The organism is Pseudarthrobacter sp. J1763 (genome assembly GCF_050490295.1).
Lineage (GTDB): Bacteria > Actinomycetota > Actinomycetes > Actinomycetales > Micrococcaceae > JBNPEO01.
Genome location: NZ_JBNPEN010000004.1, coordinates 228,920 through 251,475, shown reverse-complemented (window position 1 = coordinate 251,475; position 22,556 = coordinate 228,920). Strand labels below are relative to the sequence as shown.

Sequence of the window (22,556 nt, the reverse complement as noted above, 5' to 3'; positions counted from 1 at the left end):
CGTGTGCTTCATGTCCCGCGACATCGATGAACTATCACTGTGCAGTATGTCCCGACACACATATGAACGATGTCCCGATTTCAAACACCCCCGTCTCCGCATTGGTCCTGAGCCGTGACATCGTTTACGAACGAGTCGCGGCTCAGGACTTTTTTGTTGGTACGCGCACCTCCTGATCCCCCACCTTCCGCCGAGTTGGGAATTTTTGCTGAGGTTTTTTTCCCACAACCACCCGAAATGCCACACCTGTCGGGTCCGAGTTGGCACTTCGCGCGGATGTTTCGCGCAAACACCCGCGCGAAGTGCCAACTCGGCGGGGTCCATTCCGGCTTTCGGGCCAAAGGTCTCCAGGGTATGCACCATTTGAGGCGGAAGTGTGCTGAACTGGCGGCATGCTCTATCCCGCACTCCACCTTTCGATCAGTATTGCGGCCCCGCCCTCTAGGGTTTCCGAGTTCGCGGGCAATCCAGCCAATCTTCCGCGCTGGGCCGCGGGACTGAGCGCCGGTATCCGCTATGAAGACAGCAAGTGGGTCACAGACTCACCCATGGGCTCCGTTGAGGTTCGTTTTCGCGGCCCCCTTGAGTACGGCATTGTTGACCATGATGTGATTCTCCCTGACGGAACCTCGGTCCATAATCCCTTGCGCGTCCTCTCTAATGGCACCGGTAGCGAAGCAGTTTTCACCCTTTACCGGATGCCACATGTCACGGATGAGGAATTTGATCGCGATGCAGAGTTGGTTCGGGCGGATTTGGCCCGGCTGAAGGACCTCCTCGAACGCTGAGTGATGCGAGAATGAGGAGCCAAAATGTGCACTCAACGAGTAAGGAAAACATGGCCTCCCTACCAGCTATCGCTTTGACCACCGCAGGACTCGTAGGCGGTTTCGCCACCGCGCGCTCCACCAAAAATCGCCCACTCGGCGGTGCCGTTTTAGCCGCCGCTGGCGCTGGTGCGTTTACCGTGTGGAAGAAGGATTCGGGTCTACCAGCGGCAATCGGGCTGACGGTTTTGTACTTGGGCGCGTTCGGTGGTTCTCACCTGCTCGCCAAGAAGATTGGGGCTTGGCCGGCCGTTTGGACTGTCACAGGAGCAACCGCTATAGCATCGCTACTGACCCCTAAAAAGAAGTCCTAAGCTTCTTGGTAAAGTTCGCGGCGCTTAGGCGCTGAACGACGCAACGTGCGCCGCGAATCTGCCCTTCCGTACCCGTGGACGACCGAGCGTTTAGCTTGCCAAACTTCTAGCCTGCTTGGGCGAGGGCGAACGGCAGGACTGCTCCGGCGCCGGCTTGACGGAGCGCACGGGCTGCCACGGTGAACGTCCAACGGCTATCCACCAGGTCATCGATGAGCATCACGGTTTGCCCTGGCCTAGCCGCAAGCTGTTGAGCCATCGCCGGCGGGACCACAAACTGATCCCACACGGCTGCAAGACGGTATGCACTGTTACCGCCGCGAGCCCCAGCAGGCCCACCATGAATGGCTTCAAGTTCGCCCAAAAGCTCAATCCGCCCGATCTGCGATAGGCCCCGCGCCAATGAACGGATCAGCTCGGGTTTACTGCGTGAGGGCATAGCCACAATGACATCCGGCCTTCCAACGCCGCTCCAAGCCACGGCACGTCCTTCCGTGCTACCCCAGTCACGCAGTACTTGCACACAGGCCTGGAGCATGGATGGATCAATGCTACGGTCCGGGGCTCCCGTGGCGAAAAATTCGCGTAGCGCTCCTCCCCACCCCAGATCGGTCATTCTGGCCAACAGCCTGCCCTCGGAGGCTGACTCGTCCGGCTTGATCTTGCCCTTGACCGGAACGCCTAGCCGGTCCATGCCTGTAGGCCACTGCAAACGGGGTTCCAAGGACACACCTGCCCGGTTGAGAGTTTCTCCTGCGGCGCTTGCGGCTTCATCGTCAATGTCCGTGGGGAACCAGCGCCCCGCACAGTTGTCGCAACGCCCGCAGGCATGCGCATTGTTGTCATCCAACACGGAGGTAATGAACTCCATCCGGCAACCAGCGGTGTCTTGATAAATCACCATCAGGTCTTGCTCGTGCACCCGGGCCTCAGCAATGCGTTCGTAGCGTTCGCTGTCGTATTCCCACGGTGTCCCGGTGGAACGCCACCCACCGCCCACTCGCTCCACGGCACCATCAACAGAGAGCACCTTTAGCAACAGCTCAAGGGGCGTCCTGCGCAAATCAACTCGGGCTTCGAGCGCCACGGTGGACACGGTCCCGTTGGCTTGGCTGAGCGCGTCCAAAACTGCTGCGGCCTTCTCCGGCGATGGCATGGACGCGGTGGCGAAGTACTGCCAGATGTCCCGGTCCTCGGAGCCGGGCAGGAGCAGCACATCGGCGTTGGCAGCGCCACGGCCGGCACGGCCAACCTGCTGGTAGTAGGCCACCGGCGACGACGGCGCGCCGAGGTGCACCACGAAGCCGAGGTCCGGTTTGTCGAAGCCCATGCCGAGGGCGGAGGTGGCGACCAAGGCTTTGACCTGGTTGTCCTTGAGCAGCTGCTCGGCGCGTTCCCGGTCCGCGGGGTCGGTCCGTCCGGTGTAGGCGAGCACGTCGTGGCCGGCCTCGGCCAGCAGGCGGGCGGTGTCCTCCGCGGCGGACACGGTGAGGGTGTAGATGATCCCACTGCCAGGCAGATCCTTCAGGTGCGTGAGCAGCCAGCCCAGCCGTTCCCGGGAGTCGGGCAGGCGCAGCACGCCCAGGCGCAGGGACTCGCGGCCAAGGGCGCCGCGGATGGTCAGCACGCCCTCGCCGAGCTGTTCCTCAATGTCGTGGACCACCCTGGAGTTGGCGGTGGCGGTGGTGGCCAGGACCGGGACGGTGTCCGGCAGTTGGGTGATCAGGTCGGCGATCCGCCGGTAGTCGGGGCGGAAGTCGTGGCCCCAGTCGGAAATGCAGTGGGCCTCATCGATGACCAGCAGTCCGGTCCTGCGGACCAGCTCCGGGAGCTGGTTCTCGCGGAACGACGGGTTGGTCAGCCGTTCCGGAGAAACGAGCAGCACGTCCACTTCGTCGGCCGCGAGCTGTTCACGGACAGTGTCCCAGTCAAGCTGGTTGGCCGAGTTGATGGCTACGGCACGGACCCCGGCCCGCGCTGCGGCGGCGACCTGGTCGCGCATTAGCGCGAGCAGCGGGGACACGATCAGGGTGGGGCCGGCACCGCGGCGGCGCAGCAGCAGGGACGCAACGAAGTACACGGCCGATTTGCCCCAGCCGGTGCGCTGGACGACGAGGGCACGCCGGCCGCCGTCGACGAGGGCCTCGATAGCCTCGAACTGGCCGTCGTGGAATTGGGCTTCGGGGTTCCCCACCAGTTCGCGCAGAACCGCCTGGGCCTGCTCACGCGTCCCGGTTCCCCCGGCGGAGGGGGACTCGGGGGCGGAAAGGACTGCAGCATTCTGGTTATTGGCCATTGCTTCAGTATCCCAGTCCCCTCCGACAGCCACGAAGCGGGCAGAGTCGTATGTGGATAAGCGATATCCACATACGCGCCCAGCCCGGACGGTCCGCGGCTGCTTCCACGTAAGATAGGAGCCGTGACTAGCGACCAGACGAAGACTTTTGACCTTTCGGCTTCCTTCAAGGCCTACGACGTGCGCGGAATTGTGGGCGCATCCATCACCGCAGAAATCGTCGAAGCGGTCGGGGCTGCCTTCGTGGACGTCCTGGACCTGGCCGGGCAGACCGTGCTGGTGGGCGGCGACATGCGCCCCTCCTCCCCCGAGTTCAGCCGCGCCTTCGCCAACGGCGCGGCAACCCGCGGCGCCAACGTCCAGTTGCTGGACCTGATCTCCACCGACGAGCTCTACTACGCCTGCGGCGCCCTCAACGCAGCGGGGGCAACGTTCACCGCGAGCCACAACCCGGCCGAATACAACGGCATCAAGATGGCCAAGGCCGGCGCCGTGCCGATCTCCTCGGAAACCGGTTTGAAGGAGATCCAGGCCCTTGCCGAGGAATACCTCAACGCCGGTATCATCCCCGCGAACGGCCCCCGCGGCCTGATCGGCGTGCACGACGTCCTCAAGGACTACTCCGAATACCTGCGCAGCCTCGTTGACCTCAGCGGCTCACGTCCGCTCAAGGTCGTGGTGGACGCCGGCAACGGCATGGCCGGCATGACCACCCCCGCCGTGCTGGGCGACACGCTGCTGCCCAAGCTGCCGCTGGAGATTATCCCGCTCTACTTCGAGCTCGATGGATCCTTCCCGAACCACCCGGCCAACCCGTTGGAACCGGAAAACCTCCGCGACCTCCAGGCCGCCGTCGTCGAGCACGGTGCGGACATCGGCCTGGCATTCGACGGCGACGCCGACCGCTGCTTCGTGATCGACGAGAAGGGCGAGCCGGTCTCTCCGTCGGCCGTCACCGGCATGGTGGCCCGCCGTGAGATCGCGCGCGCAAAGGCCAACGGCGAGGAAACTCCGACGATCATCCACAACCTCCTGACCTCCCGGGCGGTGCCGGAACTGGTCGTCAACGACGGCGGCCGGGCCTTCCGCACCCGGGTGGGACACTCCTTCATCAAGGCCGTGATGGCGGCCGAGGGGGCGATCTTCGGCGGCGAGCACTCCGCCCACTTCTACTTCCGTGATTTCTGGAATGCGGACACCGGCATGCTGGCCGCCATGCACGTGCTGGCGGCTCTCGGTGAGCAGGACGGCCCGCTGTCCGAGCTGGGCCGCGAATATGAGCCCTACCGGTCTTCCGGCGAGATCAACTCGGAAATCGAGGACAAGGCCGCCGCGGTGGAACGTGTCCGCGCGGACTTCCACAACGAGGACGTTGAGGTGGACTACCTCGACGGCAGCACCTTCATCGCGGCAGACGGAAGCTACTGGTTCAATCTGCGTCCGTCCAACACCGAACCGTTCCTGCGCCTGAACGTCGAGGCCACGGATCAGGAAACCATGGAGCGCATCCGCGACCGGGTCCTGGCGCTGGTCCGGGGCTGATCGCCGTGACCGATTCACCGGAGACCCAAGACGCCGTCCTGCAACCGGCTGATCCGGCCGAGGACTCCTGGCGCGGCTCGGTGCCGGACGCCAGCGCCACCGACCTCGAGAACCTGCTCGGCACCGGCGTGGGGGCAGCCCAGGAACAGCTGGAGCGCAACGGCGGCTTCCTGCCCTTCGCCCTCGTGGTGGAGAACGACGGCGAGGTCCGCCTCGTGGCGGTCACCCCGGCGGACGCGGCCGAGGACGCCGACGCAGACTTCGATGCCGACGGCATGATCAACGACCTCACCGAACTGCTCCGGCAGCACCGGGACGAGTTCCGCGCCGCCGCGATCGTCTGCGACATCACCCTGCTGGAAGAGGATTCGGACGCGATCCACGTGGCTGCCGAGCACCAGGACGGTTCCGTCTTCGCGGCGGTGCTGCCCTACGGCGCGAACCCCGCGACGAACGAGCTGGAGTTTGGCGAACTGTCCGCCGACACCAACGAACCCACCGTCTGGGTGGACTAGACCAAGCCGGTGCCATGAAGATCAACGCCTTTGCGGACGTGAGCCTGCGCGCCATGATGGTGCTCGCAGCCGCGGCCGACGGCGAGCTGCTAACCACCCAGAGCATCGCCGACGCCGTGGGTACGCCCTACAACCACGTCAGCAAGGCGATGGCGAAGCTCCGTGAACTCGGCCTGATCGACGTCGAGCGCGGCCGCAACGGCGGGTCCCGGCTCAGCCCAGCCGGCCGCGACGCCACCGTGGGCCAACTGCTCCGCGCGCTGGACACGCGGACCGACCCGGCCGACTGCGTGGCTGCCGGGGGCGCCTGCCCGCTTATCAACGAGTGCCGGCTCCGGAGCGCCCTGGGCCGCGCGCGGGAAGCGTTTTACCGTGAGCTTGACGACATCGTCGTCGCATCGTTGCCCACTTCGCGGCAAATGAATCCTGTTTTCGCGGCTATCGGCCTGCGCCCGGGCCTGGCACAGCGCGGGTAGAACGCGAGTAGAGCGCCGGCATCTCGCGGCCGAACACAGATAGAGCGCCGGCATCCCGCCGCCAGCCGGCACGCACCCCGGCGCTCAACCCCGCCCGCACACCACCACGCAGCACGCCCTCACGCTGCATGCCGCCCGCCCCGGCTTCATCCGATTTGCAACCATTTTCTACGACGTGTAGAACTGAGGCATAAATACTTGTATTTCAAATACGAGTATTTGGCAACGGTCCGGTTGAAGACGCCGGGCCACTATCTCAGGAGTCAGCATGCTCTCGGACAAGTCCTTCCCCGTCATCGAGGCCACCCTGCCGCTGGTCGGTTCCCGGATCGGCGATATCACCCCCAAGTTCTACGCCCGGCTCTTCGGCGCACACCCCGAACTGCTGGACGGGCTGTTCAGCCGCTCCAACCAGCGCTCCGGCAACCAGCAGCAGGCCCTGGCCGGGAGCATCGCCGCTTTCGCCAGCCACCTGGTCAGCAACCCGGGCACCCTCCCGGAGACCGTGCTGTCGCGCATCGCGCACCGCCACGCTTCCCTCGGCATCACCGAACCGCAGTACCAGGTGGTCTACGAGCACCTCTTCGCCGCCATCGCCGAGGACCTGGCCGAGGTCATCACCCCCGAAATTGCCGAGGCCTGGACCGAGGTTTACTGGCTCATGGCCGACGCCCTGATCAAGCTCGAAAAAGGCCTCTACTCGGCGCAGGCCAACGGCAAGATGTGGACCCCGTGGCGGGTTGCGGCCAAGACCCCTGCCGGCACCGGCTCCATGACGTTCACGCTGGAACCGGCCGACGATACCCCCATCACCCCGGCTCTGCCCGGCCAGTACGTCAGCGTCAAGGTGACGCTGCCGGAGGGCCTCCGCCAGGTCCGCCAGTACTCGCTCTCCGGCGATGCCGGCACCAGCCGCAGCTTCACCACCAAGCTCGACGACGGCGGAGAGGTCTCCCCCGTGCTGCACAACCACGTCAAGGTCGGCGACATCCTCGAAATCTCCAACCCGTACGGCGAAATCACGCTCAAGGAGAGCGAGGGCCCCGTGGTCCTGGCCTCGGCCGGTATCGGCTGCACGCCGTCGGCCTCGATCCTGCGTTCCCTCGCGGAGGAGGGCTCGGACCGCCAGGTCCTCGTCCTGCACGCGGAAAGCACCCTGGACAGCTGGGCGCTTCGCTCCCAGATGACCGACGACGTCGAGCGTCTCGAAGCGGCGGAGCTGCAGCTCTGGCTCGAGCGGCCGGAGGCGGGCGCGAAAGAGGGCTTCATGTCGCTGCGCGACGTGGACCTGCCGGCAAACGCATCGCTGTACCTGTGCGGGCCGCTGCCGTTCATGAAGAACATCCGCAACGAGGCCATCAACGCCGGCATTCCCGCCACCAAGATCCACTACGAGGTCTTCGGCCCGGACATCTGGCTCGCCAACTAGGAACACATCGGTTGCTCCGTAACCGCCCTTATAACGGGTCAAAAGGGCGGTTGCGGAGCACTCGAATGCATCTCACCCCAGGGATGGCACACCGGTGATCGTGTGGCCGAACCGCAGGAGATTACCCGGGTCGTAGCTGGACTTCGCGGCCCTCATCCGTTCGTAAACTGGGGGCGCCCACGCCCGGGCCCGGTCCGCCTCATCGCCCGGTTCGCCGTGGAAGTTGACCAGGGTAAATCCGGTGGAGTGCGGAGCCATCGCGGCCAGGGTCGAGCGGATGGACGCCGTGACAGCCTCGGCGACCGGCGGCATCTTGAAGCCGAGCAGGAAGAGCAGGAATGCCGCGTCCCGCCCCGACACGGCGTTCGGCACTGCCCCTTCGCGGGCCAGGGCTCCACCCAGGGGCCGGATTTCGACCAGGAGCAGCGGACAGTCCGAGCCTTCCCCGGTGTGTTGCAACAGCTCCGCCAGGGTCTCCTCGCCGAGGTCCTTCAGCAAGGCTCCGCCGGCCGTGAAGGGGAGCGGATCCGCCGGGTCCATGTGGATCTGGTCGACGTCGAGGTAGTCCATGGGCCCGGCCGTGTCCATCAACGGGGTCGAAATTGCGCGCATGGGGGCAAGCAGCGCGTCGCCGACCTCCCGATTCCCCAACAGGGCGAAGCGGAGGTGCACCACAAACTGGCCCCGCAATGGGCCGGGGACAAACTCCATATCGGGAAGCCGCAACAGCGAGATCGAGGGCGAGGCGTCGTCCGGCAGCGTGGCCAGCCAGTCACGGAACGCGGCCAGAATAAGGGCCGCATCGGCACCCGGGTAGATGATGCCGCCGCCGTAGAACTCGCCCAGCGGAAAGAGGCTGAACTCGAGTTCGGTGACTATGCCGAAGTTGCCCTTGCCGCCGAGCATCAACGCGAACAGCTCGGCCTCCGCCTCGGCATCGATGCGGCGCAGCGCACCGTCCGCAGTGACCACCTCCATGCTGCGGACGTGGTCCGCCGCGAAGCCGTGGGCCCGGCCCAGTACCGGCAGACCGCCGCCGACGGTGTATCCCACCACGCCAACATCGGTGCTTGAGCCGTGCAGTCCGACCAGCCCGAGCGGAACACTGGCTTCCAGGACGCTGCGCCATTTCACCCCGGCCCCCACCCTCGCGGTGCGTTCCACCGGATCGATGTGCAGCCCCTGCAGCCGCCTGGTGTTAATCAGCAGACCGCCCTCGACCACAGAGTCGGCGCCGTGTCCGGTGGACTGGACCGCTACCGGTAGCCGGCGTTCTGCCGCCCATTTGACCCCCGCCGCGACATCCTGGGCGGTGCTGGCGCCCAGGACGACGTCGGGCCGGTGCACGGTAGCGGCATTGAAGGCGAAGGTCTCGGCCGCGAATTCGGGACTGTCCGGCAAAGCGACCGGGCCGCGGACAACATCGGACAGGGCCTGAATATCGTCAGTGACAAGCATGGTGTGCTCCTGGGATCTCGCCCGCAGCGGCAGGCGGAGGGCGCGTCAGCGTGCGCCCGGAATGTCTCCGCATCCCCGAGCGCCAGCGGCCGGCCCGGCTGATGAATGGGATGAGCCTATGGGCACCTCCGGACCGCGGGCTAGGGGCCTAAGTCCCGGCAGCCGCCGCCTCCCTGCCAAGCGATGACAACGATCGTTGAGAATACGACGGCGGCCCGCACCTTATCGAAGGTGCGGGGCCGCCGTCGTTGCATCAACAGCCGCTAGTGCGCGGACATCCGTTCCTTGAGCGAATCGAGCTCGGAGCGCAGCGCGTCCGGCAGCGAATCGCCGAACTTCGCGTACCACTCCTCGATGGAGGCCAGCTCGGCGTCCCATTCCTCGCGGTCAACGCGGACGGCGTCCTCCACGTGGGCGTGGGTCAGGTCCAGGCCGCTAATGTCCAGCGAGTGCCCGGTCGGGACGAAGCCGATGGGCGTCTCGACGGCGTCAGCCTTGCCTTCAATGCGCTCGATGGCCCACTTGAGGACGCGGGCGTTGTCGCCGAAGCCGGGCCAGGCGAAGTCACCGTCGGCCGTGCGGCGGAACCAGTTGACCAGGAAGATGTGCGGCAGCCGCTCCGGGTTGGCCTTGCCCGAGACGCTGATCCAGTGCTTCAGGTAGTCGCCAGCGTCGTAGCCGATGAACGGAAGCATGGCCATCGGGTCGCGGCGGAGCACGCCGACCTGGCCCGCGGCAGCAGCGGTCGTTTCCGATGAGAGCGTGGAACCCATGAAGATGCCGTTGGTCCAGCTGCGGGCCTGGGTCACCAGCGGAACCGTGGTCTTGCGCCGGCCGCCGAAGAGGATAGCGGAAACCTCCACGCCTTCGGGGCTGTAGTACTCCTCGGCCAGCATGTCGACTTGCGAGATCGGGGTGCAGAAGCGGGAGTTCGGGTGCGCGGCCGGCTTGTCCGACGCCGGGGTCCAGTCGTTGCCCTGCCAGTCGATCAGGTGCGCCGGGACCTCGTCGGTCATGCCTTCCCACCACACGCCGCCGTCGTCGGTAAGGGCGACGTTGGTGAAGATGCTGTGGCCCTTGGCAATGGCGCGCATGGCGTTGGGGTTGGTGCCCCAGCCGGTGCCGGGGGCGACACCGAACAGGCCGGCCTCCGGGTTGGTGGCGCGCAGTTCGCCTTCCTTGCCGATCCGCATCCAGGTGATGTCATCGCCGAGGGTCTCGACCTCCCAGCCCTCGATGGTCGGGTCGAGCAGGGCGAGGTTGGTCTTGCCGCAGGCGGAAGGGAACGCCGCGGAGACGTAGTAGTTCTTCTTTTCCGGCGATGTCAGCTTGAGGATGAGCATGTGCTCGGCCAGCCAGCCCTCGTCGCGGGCCATGACCGAGGCGATGCGCAGGGCGTAGCACTTCTTGCCGAGGAGGGCGTTGCCGCCGTAGCCGGAGCCGAAGGACCAGATGGAGCGCTCCTCCGGGAAGTGCACGATCCACTTGTCCGGGTTGCAGGGCCAGGCAACGTCAGCCTGGCCCGGTGCCAGCGGGGCGCCCAGGGAGTGCAGGGCCGGGACGAAGAAAGCGTTGGTGGCGGTGATCTTGTCCAGGACCTCGGTGCCGATCGTGGCCATGATGCGCATGGAGGCGACAACGTAGGCGCTGTCCGTGATCTCGACGCCGAACTTCGGGTCCTCGGCGTCCAGGTGTCCCATGACGAAGGGGATGACGTACATGGTGCGGCCGCGCATCGAGCCGTTGAACAGGCCGCGCAGCTTTTCCTTCATCTCGGCCGGCGCCATCCAGTTATTGGTGAAGCCCGCATCCCGCTCGTTCTCGGAGCAGATGAAGGTCCGTTCTTCGACGCGGGCGACGTCGGCGGGATCGGAGAATGCCGCGAAGGAGTTCGGGAACAGCTTCTCGTTCAGCCGGATCAGGGTTCCGGCCGCCACGAGCTCGTCCGTGAGCCGGGTGTTCTCCTCTTCCGAGCCATCCACCCAGTGAATCTGGTCCGGCTGGGTCAGTTCCGCGACCTCTTCAACCCATGCCAGCAGGCCGGCATGTGTGGTGGGTGCTTTCTCAAGCAGCGGCAGGTTCGCCAGATCGCCCATTACGGTTCCCTTCTTCGGGTTCAGTGGTGTGTGATAAATGCTAGGCGCGGGAACCTTTGCAACTTTGAGATCAGACATGGGACCTCTTCACTCGGCGGGTGGCAATTCCGCGGATTCTAGCGATCAAGCGTCCATCGCAAGGTCCATTTTTGTGACTAAGCTCACCTAGACCGGTCTAGTTAGGGAGATCACCATGCGGCCGATTTGGAACTCTGGGCAAATCTCGCGTAAAGTATTTCAAGGTTCGAGCGGGAACAACGCTTCAGAAATGAAGAGCCCAACCGAGTCAAAATGCGCCCATAGCTCAGCTGGATAGAGCGTCTGTCTACGGAACAGAAGGTCAGGGGTTCGAATCCCTTTGGGCGCACCAATCAAGTCCCGCACAGGAAACTGTGCGGGACTTTTTCGTTACCGGGCGCAGTGCCCCACACTTCCCCATCCCAAGCGTTGATCACTCACACAGGGCCGAGGAAAACGAGCGTGGCCCCACCCGAAAGCCAGGCAGGGCCACAACAGCGTTGAGAAGATGCTGCGTTTATTCAGCAACAGCCTCGGTGATCCGCAAACGAATGCCGTCGAAGTGACGGTTGAGCCGCTCTGAGGCAAGCGCCTTGTCCCCCTCGGCTACCGCTACATAAATCTCACGGTGGATCTTGGCGGTTTCTTTCAGATCCTCGCGCCCGGACTTGCCGGCACCAACTTCCGTGTGAATTTTCCGGTACACCTTCCAGAAAACACCCATCAGATTGATCAGCAGTTCGTTGTTGAGCGGCTCAAAGAGTCGGTGGTGAAATTCGGCGTCGGCCTCAACAAAGTTCTCGCCAGCTGCGGCTTGTTCTTCCATTTGGATCACAGCTGCTTCGATGGCAGCCAACTGCTCCTTGTCCATCACGTCCATGGAGCTGCCAATCAGACCGGACTCAAGCGCTTGGCGCACATCAACGAGCTGCAGCGCTTCCAAACCCTGGTGACGCAGTGAGAGCCGGCCGCGGAAAGTCAGTCCATCGGCGAGCGCATCGAAGTTACTGGGTGCAACAAACATTCCAAAGCCATGCCGGATCTCAATCACGCCTAGCGCCTGAAGGACTTTGAGGGATTCACGGAGGGTGTTGCGGCCAACACCGAGGGCAATGGACAGTTCATTCTCGGTGGGAAGTGGATCCCCAGCTTCGAGTTCACGATCAAGGATGAGATCCATAATGTCCGCTTGGAGGGCGCGGAGCCTTGCTTGGGCGCTAAATCGTGCTTGCGGAACTGCGCTGGTTTTCATGCCGGACTCCTTGCCAAAGCACCCAAGCGCGAGGGTAGTCACCGCCAGATCGGCGATTTTGTGGGGCGAGAATGCTCATTTCTGAAGCTTTACTCCCCCACAATTGTTCCTGCGCCACACGGTGCACGGTGTTATATTGAGCGCAGGCGCAGGCGCCGTGTGCCATCGTGACTTTGTCATATGATATCGGATGTCCGACCTTCACAAAAGTAGCCGGCCGAATTTATTCCCTGCGCGCGAGTAGCAACGCGCAAGAACCCCAGCAACAGTCGCGCACCAGCCGGCAACAAACCACCCAGCAAACCTGCGAGCACTTCGCCTCCACCCCCGCGTAACCCACTTGTGACCAAATTCTTGCTTGACGTTCATGTGTGACGCCCCTTACAGTTTCACTACGAGCATCGGATGTCCTACGTCCGATAACTACATTGAATGGTGAGGCACCACATGAGCAAGACTCTTGCGAATCTGCCGCTGGTCAAAGACGCCAGCCGCCGCAACTTCCTGAAGCTGACCGGTGCCGTGGGCGCCGCTGCAGCTTTCACCACCACACTGGCCGCTTGCGGTTCCAGCTCCAGCACCGCCCCTAGCGCCAACAACTCCGGCGAGGTCAACAAGGACCTCACCATCGAAGCTGGTATCTCCTACTCGCTTTCCACTGGCTTTGACCCGATGTCTTCCTCAGGCGCGACTCCTTTGGCTGCCAACCTGCACATCTTCGAGGGCCTCGTTGAGCTGCACCCGGCTACTCGCGAACCGTACAACGCGCTCGCCGCTGCGGACCCCAAGAAGGTTTCTGACACCAGCTACACCGTCACCTTGCGTGATGGCGCAACTTTCCACGACGGCACCCCGGTCACCGCCGAGGACGTTGTTTACTCCTTCGAACGCGTGCTGGACCCGGCCAACAAAGCCCTGTTCGCTCAGTTCATCTTCTTTATCAAGAGCGTCAAGGCCACCGATGCCAAGACTGTCGAGTTCACTCTCAACCAGCCTTTCGCCGGATTTGGTCCTCGTATCTCAGTGGTAAAGATTGTCCCCAAGGCAATCGCTTCCAAGGACCAGACCGCATTCGACGCTAAGCCGATTGGTACCGGCCCGTACAAGTTTGTCTCCGCCGCTAAGGACGACAAGATCGTCTTCGAGCGCTTTGACGCCTACAACGGCCCTAAGCCAGCACTGGCCAAGGGAATGACCTGGTTCTTGCTCAATGACGCAGCTGCTCGTGTGACAGCTGTTCAGTCCGGCCGCGTTCAAGCAATTGAAGACGTTCCCTACTTGGACGTTGACAGCCTCAAGTCCAAGGTCAACGTTGAATCTAAGCAGTCCTTCGGCCTGTTGTTCCTCGCGTTCAACTGCACCAAGGCACCGTTCAACAAGAAGGAAGTCCGCCAGGCACTGCACTTCGCCTTGGACACCGATGCCATTATCAAGACGGCACTTTTGGGTAACGCCGCAGCAGCGAAGTCCTTCTTCCCTGAAGGCCACTCGGCTTACCAAGAAGCCTCGACTGTCTACAACTTCGACGCCGACAAGGCAAAGAAGCTGCTCGCTGACGCGGGCGTCTCCAACCTTTCACTGACGTTGACCACCACGGACACCGCGTGGGTCAAGGACGTTGCACCGTTGATCAAGAAGTACTGGGATTCAATCGGCGTCAACACCACTCTGGAGTCTTTGGCTTCGGCAGCTGTGTACGCGCCGGAAAAGGTGGGTGGACTCAAGTACGACGTCCTCGCAGCACCCGGTGACCCTTCGGTATTCGGTAACGACGCTGACATCCTGCTCTCTTGGTGGTACCGCGGCGACGTCTGGGCTAAGAACCGCTTCGGCTGGAACACCACCCCGGAATACGCCAAGGTCACTGCCGCTATGGATGCTGCAACCAAGGGCACCGAGGCTGAGGCTAAGGCTGAGTACAAGAAGGTCATCGACATCATTGCCGAGGAAGCCCCCCTGTACCCGATCTTCCACCGCAAGCTCCCCACCGCGTGGGATGCCAAGAAGCTCAAGGACTTCCAGGCACTGCCGACCACAGGCGTGAGCTTTGTGGGCGTAGGCCGCACGTCCTAGCAGCTAGAAATTTTCACAGACCGGAGGGGCTGTGGCCCGATGGCCACGGCCCCTCCGGCACGTGAATCCCAACATCATGACGTGGCTCACACCGCGCGGATAAACCGGAGATGTAAATGGCAATGTTATTGCGACTGCTGGGACGCCGGCTCGCAGCACTCCCCTTAATGATCCTGGGTGTAACCCTGTTGGTCTTTGTGGTGCTGCAGTTCGCACCAGGTGACCGCGCGGTTGCGGCCCTTGGTGAAGGCGCCTCGCCCGAAGCCTTGGACAAGTACCGCCAAGACAATGGCCTCAACGACCCACTCTTTATCCAGTACTTTGCTTACTTGGGCAAAATGCTGACCTTGAACTTTGGCAACACTTTGCCCCCGGCCCGGCCCATCACCGAAGTGATCAGCCAAGCCTTCCCGCTGACACTCCAGCTGACCTTCGTTGGTGTGATCATCGCCGTCATCTTGTCACTCGTCTTTGGTGTGCTTGCCGCACTCTACCGGGACACGTGGGTTGACCAAATCGTCCGTGTTTTCTCCATCGCAGCCATCGCAACGCCGTCGTTCTGGTTGGGTATTTTGCTGATCCAGTGGTTCGCCCTTGGAACCGATTCAATCTTCCCCTCCGGTGGTATGGCTGATCCGTCTGAAGGCTTTGGCGGTTGGTTGCGTTCCATCGCACTGCCGGCCTTGGCACTGGCTATCCCGGTTTCTGCTTCCCTGATTCGAGTGGTCCGCACCTCGATGGTGGAGGAACTGGACCGCGACTATGTCCGCACCGCCATCGGTAACGGCGTGCCCTACCGCGAAGTGGTCTCCCGCAACGTACTGCGCAACGCACTGGTCACTCCGGTGACCGTGCTGGGACTGCGCATTGGCTATTTGCTGGGCGGCGCCGTCGTGATTGAAATGATCTTCTCCCTCCCCGGAATGGGACAGCTAATCCTCAACGGCATCACCAACAAGGACACGAACCTGGTTCAGGGTGTGGTTCTGGTGATCTCCGTGACGTTCGTTTTGGTGAACATCCTGGTGGACCTGCTGTACCTGCTCATCAACCCCCGAATCAGGACGGTCTAAGTCATGCGTAGCAAACTTGCCACACGTCTGAGCGAACCCGGCGTACGTTTTAAAGCTCTCCCCCTGGGCTCCAAGATCGCCCTGGTTTTTTTGGTATTTATTGCCGTTATGGCCATCATCGCCCCGCTCTTGGGGCGCGACCCGCTGGCCAATGACATCCCCGCGCAAGCACCAAGCGGGGATCACCCCTTTGGTACCGACCGCATTGGCCGTGACGTTTTGGCCCGCCTCATTTGGGGCGCACAAACCTCACTCATGATCGGCTTGGGCTCCGTTGCCCTGGCGATTATCATCGGCGCAACGCTTGGTTCCCTCGCAGCGACCTCGTCCAAAGCCGTGAACGAGATCATCATGCGCATTATGGACATCCTTATGGCGTTCCCGGGTATCGCCTTGGCAGCAGTGCTGTTGGCGTCCTTTGGTAACTCCGTCCCCACGATTATTGTGGCGATCGCGATTGTTTACTCGCCCCAGATTGCCCGTGTGGTCAGGGCCAACGTTCTCTCCCAGTACGGCGAAGACTACGTCCGGGCAGAGCGCGTGATTGGCGCAGGCCGCACCTACATTTTGCTCAAGCACATTGTGCGGAACACCGCCGCTCCCGTGCTGGTTTTCGCCACGGTGATGGTGGCAGATGCGATCATCCTCGAAGCCTCACTCTCCTTCTTGGGAGCCGGAATCCAGGACCCCGCACCGTCATGGGGCAACGTGATCTCCTACGGCCGCAACTTGGTTCTCTCCGGCGGATGGTGGGCCACTACCTTCGCTGGTCTGATCATCCTCTTGACCGTTTTGGCGCTGAACATTCTTGCCGAGGGCCTCACCGATGCGATGGTCAATCCCAAGCTTCGCAGGGCTCCGGTAGTGAACGACGACGACGGTTCCGCCGCCGCTGTTACAGCCACTTTGGTGGATGAAACAGTTGCGACGACGCCTACCGCGCCTTCCGTGGTTGAGACTCACGAACTCGACGCAGCGCTACCAGCCGTAGAGAATCCCTTGGCCGAGGCACCAAGCACTGACATCCTCAAGGATGTAAAGACCGCTTTGGTTAACCCGCACGCTCTCTTGGACGCCGAACTGGCGCACTTGGCCACTGTTGAGGCCACCCGCACGGACCGGCTCCCACAGGTTGGCGCCGAAGCCCGCAACGTCCTTGAGGTCAAAAACCTCTCTATCCACTTCCCGGGCCGCTTTGGTGATGTCCCGATTGTGGACAATGTCTCCTTCACCGTCCGTGAAGGCGAAACGATGGGTTTGGTGGGTGAATCCGGTTGCGGAAAGTCCATCACCTCCCTGGCGGTTATGGGTTTGCTGCCCAAAACCGCGCAGATCTTTGGCTCCATCAAGTTTGATGGCAAAGAGCTACTGGACCAGTCCACGAATCAAGCTGACGTCAAAGCCTACGAAGGTCTACGCGGCGAGCAGATCGCCATGGTCTACCAAGATGCTCTGAGCTCCTTGAACCCCTCGATGAAAATCAAGGAACAGATGGAGCAGCTCACCAAGCGTGGCGGCCGTAAAACCCCCACCGAGCTTCTGGAAATGGTCAAGCTGGACCCCGTCCGTACCCTGGCAAGTTACCCGCATGAGCTATCCGGCGGCCAACGCCAACGTGTGCTGATTGCCATGGCACTCTCCCGTTCTCCCAAGATTGTGGTGGCCGATGAGCCCACCACGGCCTTGGACGTCACCGTTCAGAAGCAGGTTGTGGATCTGCTCAACGAACTGCGCGAACAGCTGGGCTTTGCCATGGTGTTCGTCAGCCACGACCTTGCTTTGGTGGCCTCCTTGGCACACCGCATCACCGTGATGTACGCGGGCCAGGTGGTGGAGTCCGCGCAGGCTTCCGAGCTCTTGCAGAATCCCAAGCACGAATACACTCGCGGGTTACTTGGCGCTGTGCTCTCCATCGAGGCCGATGCCGTGCGTCTGCACCAGATTCCAGGCACCGTGCCCTCGCCCCGGGATTTTGCCACCGGCGACCGCTTTGCCCCGCGCTCCTTGCGTGAGGACGCAAACCCGGACCAGAAATTGGTCTTTACCAAAATCAGCGAAGGCACGGATCACTACTGGGCCAGCCACCTGAAGGAGGACGCAAAGTGAGCGAGTCAACTGGCAAGCCCGTTATTGAGCTCAAGGACGTTAAGGTCTTCCACAAAACCCGTTCGGGCGGATTGTTCAAACCGGGCATCGTCAAAGCGGTCAACGGTGTGGACTTTACGATCAGCCGCGGCGAGACCGTAGGAATTGTGGGCGAATCCGGTTGTGGCAAGTCCACTTTGGCATCCGTCCTGGTGGGTTTGCAGACGCCAACCTCCGGCGAAGTTCTCTTCCATGGGCGCCCAGCAATTAAGCGCAACGCAGCCATGCGCAAAGAATTTGGCCGCTCCGTCTCAGTGGTATTCCAGGACCCCGCAACGGCGTTGAACCCGCGCATGACCATCCAGGACATCCTCACGGACCCACTCCAGATTCATGGCATTGGGACCCCGGCTTCTCGCGCCGCCAAGGTTAAGGACCTTTTGGCGCTGGTTGGTTTGCCGCAATCGGCAGCCGAGGTCACGCCGTCGCAAGTTTCCGGTGGCCAACGTCAGCGTGTGGCGATTGCCCGAGCATTGGCGTTGGCCCCGGACATCATTGTGGCCGACGAACCCACCTCTGCTTTGGATGTCTCAGTGCGCGCCCAGGTGTTGAACTTGCTTTCTGACCTGAAAAAACAGCTCAACCTCGGCATGGTGTTTATCTCCCACGACATCCAAACCGTTCGCTACGTTTCTGACCGCATTTGCGTGATGTACTTCGGCGAAATTGTTGAGCAGGGCCCCGCGGAGCAAGTTTTCGACAACCCGAGCAACGACTACACCAAAAAGCTTTTGGGCGCTGCCCCGAGCCTTTTGCACATCTAGGGCTTTTGCCCTTCTAACGCTCACAACATTTTTTAGATTTCATTACTAGTCAATTGGAGTTTCTTGTGTCTTCCCAGTTCCACGGTGTTATCCCTCCCGTAGTTACACCCCGCCACCCTGATGGCAGCATCGATACCGCCTCGCTAACCAACCTCACCAAACACTTGCTCGACGGCGGCGTGGACGGTCTATTTGTTCTAGGTTCTTCCGCCGAGGTTCCGTACATGACCAACGCCGAGCGTGATTTGGTGGTCTCCACCATTGCCGAGGCCAACAACGCCGCTGGCGACGCACGGGTGCCGCTGATTGTGGGCGCCAACGAGCAGACCACCAACCGTGTGATCGAAGAAGCCAAGCGAGTTATTGATCTTGGTGCTGAGGCAATTGTGGTGACCTCGATGTACTACGCGATCGGCAACGTCCAAGAAACTGAAACCCACTACCGGGCTATCCACGAGGCCATCGATAAGCCGATCTTCGCTTATGACGTGCCGGTCCGGACTCACTTCAAGCTCCCCACCGATTTGTTGGTCAAGCTCGGTAAAGAGGGTGTGATTGCCGGTGTGAAGGACTCTTCCGGTGATGATGTTTCCTTCCGTCAGTTGTTGTTGGCTGCCAAGGACGTACCGAACTTTGATATCTTCACGGGTCACGAAGTAGTTGTGGACGGCGCGCTTCTGGGCGGCGCTCAGGGTGTTGTTCCGGGCTTGGGCAACGTTGACCCGCGCGGTTACAAAAACCTTTATGAGGCAGCACAGGCCGGCGACTGGGCCAAGGCTGCAGCCGAGCAGGACCGTCTTGCTGACGTCTTTGAGATCGTTTACACCCCGAACGGTCGTGTTTCTGGTGGTGCTGCAGGTTTGGGCGCCTTCAAAACCGCTCTGCAGGTGATGGGGATCATCGAGTCCAACACCATGAGCACCCCGATGCTCTCCTTGAACGCCGAGGAAACGGCTGCCATCAAGGGGATCCTGCAGCGCAACGGCCTGGTCTAGTTTGACCTACGTAATCGGAGTGGACTTAGGCGGCACCAAAACTGCCGCCGGGCTGATCTCTGGCGCGGGTGAAGTTCTGTTCACCGATGTCATCCCAACCTTGAACCGCAGTGGTGGAGAAGCGATCCTCAACGCGACAGCGGCGCTCATCTCCTCACTGCGGGTCAAGGCTGCGGGTCAAGGGCTTGAGGTTTCCGGCGTTGGTATTGGTTCCGCGGGAGTGATCGACGCCGAGAATGGCTCGGTGCTTTCGGCCACCGATGCGATTCTGGGCTGGGCCGGCACTGAGATCACGGCTGGCCTGGCAGGCCGGCTGGCGATTGACCCGGCGAACGTTCTAGCGGTGAACGATGTTCACGCACATGCCCTGGGTGAGGCGTGGCGCGGGGCGGCAGCCAATACTCGTAGTTCACTCATGGTGGCGTTTGGCACCGGCGTAGGTGGCAGTTTTGTGCTCAACGGCCAGCCGCTTTTGGGGCACCACTTTGTGGGCGGGCATGTAGGCCACTTCGCTTCCCCCTATGCCTTCCACAATGGTGCCCCCATCCCGTGTGTATGCGGCCATTCCGGTCATGTGGAAGCCGTCGCTTCCGGACCTGCAATCTTGGAGTCCTACCGCCGCCTTGGAGGCCATAGCGACCTTCCTGACACCAAAGCAGTTTTTGAACTTGCAGCAAGCGAAGACCCGGTAGCGAACATGGCAATCGGTGTGGGCGCCGGGGCTGCCGGTCAGGCCATTGGCGGTTTGGTCAACGTCTTGGATCCCGAGGTTGTGGTGATTTCGGGCGGTTTAGCTGATGCTGGAGATCGCTGGTGGCTGCCCATGGAACGAGCACTGCGCGCGGAATTATTAGCTCCGGTGGCCCAGATTCCGGTGGTCCGCGCTAGTTTGGGTAATGCCGCAGCCCTAGTGGGTGCCGCCAGCTTGGTGTTCACTCGTCTGGCCCCGCAAACAACATCCCAGTTCACCATCACTGAGAAGAAAAACGAAGGACCTGACCGTGCTACTGACCTCTGACGCTCTTGAAGCTCTGCGCCATCAACTGATCGTCTCAGCCCAGGCTTACCCGGGCGAGCCCATGCGTGACCCACGCACCATGGCTCAAGTGGCGGCGTCGGCTGTTATAGGTGGCGCGGCAGCCATCCGCGTTCAAGGCATAGCGGATGTTCAGTTCACCCGTACGGCCGTGGAGGTTCCGGTCATCGGTTTATGGAAGGACGGGCACAGCGGCGTTTTTATCACCCCCACGCTCCGCCACGCTCTTGCCGTAGCTAATGCTGGCGCGCACATTGTGGCCATCGACGGCACCCGCCGGGAGCGGCCTGACGGGCTATCGTTCGCGCAGACGGTGGCGGGCATTCACTCCGATTCCCATGCCCTGGTGATGGCCGATTGTGGGTCCTTTGACGATGCTGTGGCAGCAGTTGAGGCCGGTGCTGACCTGATTGGCACCACCCTCTCCGGTTACACGGGTGAGCGCCCTAAAACTGATGGGCCTGACCTAGAGCTTTTGAACCAGATTGCCCAAGCGAATCTCGGCAAACCGCTGATCGCTGAAGGCCGGATTCACACTCCCGCGCATGCGCGCCAGGCGCTCGACGCCGGGGCGTTCGCCGTGGTTGTGGGTACTGCCATCACCCACCCCGCAAGCATTACCGGCTGGTTTAAGGGAGCTATGCACGCCTAGCCCGCTACCCCCTCTCCCGTGGTTGAAGGCCGCGGGGTAGTGTGGGGAAATGAGCGATCATGCAGAACAATCAAGCTTTGATGTTGTAGTCATCGGCGCCGGTGCGGTGGGCGAGAACGTAGCTGACCGTGCCGTCCAAGGCGGCTTGACCGCTGTGCTGGTCGAGGCCGAATTAGTGGGTGGTGAGTGCTCCTACTGGGCGTGTATGCCGTCCAAAGCTCTGCTTCGCCCGGGCACGGCATTGCATGCGGCGCAGTCAGTGCCCGGCGCCGCAGCGGCCGTCACCAAAACCCTGGATGCAGCGGCAGTTTTGCGCAGCCGGGATGCCTTCGCCTCACATTGGCAAGACGATTCCCAAGTTGAATGGGTCAAAAGCGCCAACATTGACTTTATCCGCGGCCATGGTTGGATCACCGGCGAGCGCGAAGTTCACGTGAGCGGGACTGACGGCGTTGAGCACCAGATCACCGCCAACCACGCAGTGGTGATCGCTACCGGATCACACCCCAATATTCCTGACCTTGAAGGCATTGAGGACGTCCCCTACTGGACTACCCGTGAGGCAACCTCAAGCAGCGAGATCCCGCGCCGCCTCATTGTCCTAGGCGGCGGTGTGGCAGGCTCCGAACTCGCTCAGGCATACGCGCGCCTCGGCTCAAGCGTGAGCCTGGTGGCCCGCAGTGGTTTGCTCACTAGCTTCGCCAAGCCAGCGGCGGATTTGGTCACCGCTGGTCTGCGCGCGGACGGAGTGGACGTTCACCTAGGTACTGCCGCGAAAAAGATCACAGAGAACGACGACGGCACTATCACCGTTGAGCTGGACGGCACCTCGCTCACGGCAGACAAAGTTTTGGTCGCCATGGGTAGGCACCCCGCTTTGGAAGGGGTGGGCTTGGAGCACGTGGCGGGTCTGGCTGCGCCTCAAAACGATATGTGGCGCCTAGGCACTGACACTAGTGGCGCCGTCGTTCTTGAAGAATCCGCTGCCTCTAGTACCCCGTGGCTCTATGCCGTGGGCGACGCTTCCGGCGGTCCCATGCTGACTCACCAAGGCAAGTATCAGGCGCGGATCTCTGGGGATGCGATTGTGGCTCGCGCCAAGGGCGATTTTCCCACAGAGAACAAAGCGTGGTCCAAGCTCGCGCACACTGCCAATGATCTGGCTGTTCCCAGTGTGGTGTTCACGGATCCGGAGTTGGCCAGCGTTGGGCTCAGTGAGGAGAACGCCAAAAAGCAGGGATTCACGGTCTCCACCGTGGAGCTGCCCATTGCAGTGGCTGGCTCTGCTCTGCACGCCGAAAACTACAAGGGCTGGGCTCAATTGGTCATCGATGAGGACCGGAAGGTGATTCTGGGCGCTAGGTTCGCCGGGCCGGACGTAGCCGAGTTACTGCACGCCGCCACCATAGCTGTGGTGGGCGAGGTTCCCTTGGACCGTTTGTGGCACGCCGTCCCTGCTTATCCCACGGTGAGTGAAGTGTGGTTGCGGCTCTTGGAGAAGTACGGCCTGTAGCTCAGAAGGCATTGAGCGCAACAACACATTCCTTCTATTTGTACTGACCGGTCAGTTTGAATAGACTTGAGGTGTCCCCCCA

18 protein-coding genes and 1 tRNA gene are annotated in these 22,556 nt (G+C 62.1%); 15 read left to right on the top strand and 4 right to left on the bottom strand.

Annotation, left to right across the window (positions count from 1 at the left end):
• The first annotated feature begins 392 nt into the window (after window positions 1-392).
• Window positions 393-788 (top strand): SRPBCC family protein, encoded by a 396-nt coding sequence (locus tag ACQQCD_RS06100; protein WP_430267516.1) that lies wholly within the window; start codon window positions 393-395, stop codon window positions 786-788.
• 50 nt (window positions 789-838) lie between these two features.
• Complete coding sequence (locus tag ACQQCD_RS06095) at window positions 839-1,141, top strand: hypothetical protein (protein WP_430267515.1); 303 nt, start codon at window positions 839-841, stop codon at window positions 1,139-1,141.
• 106 nt (window positions 1,142-1,247) lie between these two features.
• On the opposite strand, the gene ACQQCD_RS06090 is transcribed toward ACQQCD_RS06095, so the two are convergent.
• On the bottom strand, window positions 1,248-3,437 hold the full coding sequence (locus tag ACQQCD_RS06090; RefSeq protein WP_430267514.1) for a RecQ family ATP-dependent DNA helicase: 2,190 nt from the start codon (window positions 3,435-3,437) through the stop codon (window positions 1,248-1,250).
• Window positions 3,438-3,560: 123 nt separating this feature from the next.
• On the opposite strand from ACQQCD_RS06090, the gene ACQQCD_RS06085 reads away from it, so the two are divergent.
• From ACQQCD_RS06085 to ACQQCD_RS06070, 4 genes are all read left to right on the top strand, one after another.
• Window positions 3,561-4,979, top strand: a complete 1,419-nt coding sequence (locus ACQQCD_RS06085; protein ID WP_430267513.1) for a phosphomannomutase/phosphoglucomutase — start codon at window positions 3,561-3,563, stop codon at window positions 4,977-4,979.
• A 5-nt stretch (window positions 4,980-4,984) separates the two neighbouring features.
• Window positions 4,985-5,494 (top strand): hypothetical protein, encoded by a 510-nt coding sequence (locus ACQQCD_RS06080; RefSeq protein ID WP_430267512.1) that lies wholly within the window; start codon window positions 4,985-4,987, stop codon window positions 5,492-5,494.
• A gap of 14 nt (window positions 5,495-5,508) precedes the next feature.
• Window positions 5,509-5,970 carry an RrF2 family transcriptional regulator gene (locus tag ACQQCD_RS06075; RefSeq protein WP_430267511.1) on the top strand — a complete coding sequence of 154 codons (462 nt, stop codon included), beginning with the start codon at window positions 5,509-5,511 and terminating at the stop codon, window positions 5,968-5,970.
• Window positions 5,971-6,238: 268 nt separating this feature from the next.
• Window positions 6,239-7,399: a globin domain-containing protein gene (locus ACQQCD_RS06070; protein WP_430267510.1), complete on the top strand. Its 1,161-nt coding sequence runs from the start codon at window positions 6,239-6,241 to the stop codon at window positions 7,397-7,399.
• A gap of 72 nt (window positions 7,400-7,471) precedes the next feature.
• Here the strand turns inward: ACQQCD_RS06070 and ACQQCD_RS06065 are convergent, their stop codons facing one another.
• Together ACQQCD_RS06065 and ACQQCD_RS06060 are read right to left on the bottom strand one after the other, a co-directional pair.
• Complete coding sequence (locus tag ACQQCD_RS06065) at window positions 7,472-8,857, bottom strand: FAD-binding oxidoreductase (protein ID WP_430267509.1); 1,386 nt, start codon at window positions 8,855-8,857, stop codon at window positions 7,472-7,474.
• A gap of 263 nt (window positions 8,858-9,120) precedes the next feature.
• On the bottom strand, window positions 9,121-10,953 hold the full coding sequence (locus ACQQCD_RS06060) for a phosphoenolpyruvate carboxykinase (GTP) (RefSeq protein WP_430267550.1): 1,833 nt from the start codon (window positions 10,951-10,953) through the stop codon (window positions 9,121-9,123).
• A gap of 293 nt (window positions 10,954-11,246) precedes the next feature.
• On the opposite strand from ACQQCD_RS06060, the gene ACQQCD_RS06055 reads away from it, so the two are divergent.
• Window positions 11,247-11,323 (top strand) — tRNA-Arg (locus tag ACQQCD_RS06055).
• Between the two features lie 165 nt (window positions 11,324-11,488).
• On the opposite strand, the gene ACQQCD_RS06050 is transcribed toward ACQQCD_RS06055, so the two are convergent.
• Entirely contained in the window at window positions 11,489-12,223 is a 735-nt protein-coding gene (locus tag ACQQCD_RS06050; protein WP_430267508.1) for a FadR/GntR family transcriptional regulator, read from the bottom strand.
• Window positions 12,224-12,670: 447 nt separating this feature from the next.
• Between ACQQCD_RS06050 and ACQQCD_RS06045 the strand changes: the two genes are divergently transcribed.
• From ACQQCD_RS06045 to ACQQCD_RS06010, 8 genes are all read left to right on the top strand, one after another.
• Entirely contained in the window at window positions 12,671-14,296 is a 1,626-nt protein-coding gene (locus ACQQCD_RS06045; RefSeq protein ID WP_430267507.1) for an ABC transporter substrate-binding protein, read from the top strand.
• Window positions 14,297-14,412: 116 nt separating this feature from the next.
• Window positions 14,413-15,369, top strand: coding sequence for an ABC transporter permease (locus tag ACQQCD_RS06040; RefSeq protein ID WP_430267506.1), 957 nt, complete (start codon window positions 14,413-14,415; stop codon window positions 15,367-15,369).
• A gap of 3 nt (window positions 15,370-15,372) precedes the next feature.
• Window positions 15,373-17,475 (top strand): dipeptide/oligopeptide/nickel ABC transporter permease/ATP-binding protein, encoded by a 2,103-nt coding sequence (locus ACQQCD_RS06035; RefSeq protein WP_430267505.1) that lies wholly within the window; start codon window positions 15,373-15,375, stop codon window positions 17,473-17,475.
• A complete protein-coding gene (locus tag ACQQCD_RS06030) occupies window positions 17,472-18,278 on the top strand; it encodes an ATP-binding cassette domain-containing protein (protein WP_430267504.1) in 807 nt (268 codons plus the stop codon). Before ACQQCD_RS06035 ends, ACQQCD_RS06030 begins: the two co-directional genes overlap by 4 nt.
• A 65-nt stretch (window positions 18,279-18,343) precedes the next feature.
• Window positions 18,344-19,273 (top strand): dihydrodipicolinate synthase family protein, encoded by a 930-nt coding sequence (locus ACQQCD_RS06025; RefSeq protein ID WP_430267503.1) that lies wholly within the window; start codon window positions 18,344-18,346, stop codon window positions 19,271-19,273.
• A gap of 1 nt (window position 19,274) precedes the next feature.
• Window positions 19,275-20,291 (top strand): ROK family protein, encoded by a 1,017-nt coding sequence (locus ACQQCD_RS06020; protein ID WP_430267502.1) that lies wholly within the window; start codon window positions 19,275-19,277, stop codon window positions 20,289-20,291.
• Window positions 20,275-20,961, top strand: coding sequence for an N-acetylmannosamine-6-phosphate 2-epimerase (locus ACQQCD_RS06015; RefSeq protein ID WP_430267501.1), 687 nt, complete (start codon window positions 20,275-20,277; stop codon window positions 20,959-20,961). The genes ACQQCD_RS06020 and ACQQCD_RS06015 overlap by 17 nt, the downstream gene beginning before the upstream one ends.
• Before the next feature lie 49 nt (window positions 20,962-21,010).
• Entirely contained in the window at window positions 21,011-22,474 is a 1,464-nt protein-coding gene (locus ACQQCD_RS06010; RefSeq protein WP_430267500.1) for a dihydrolipoyl dehydrogenase family protein, read from the top strand.
• The last annotated feature ends 82 nt before the right edge of the window (window positions 22,475-22,556 follow it).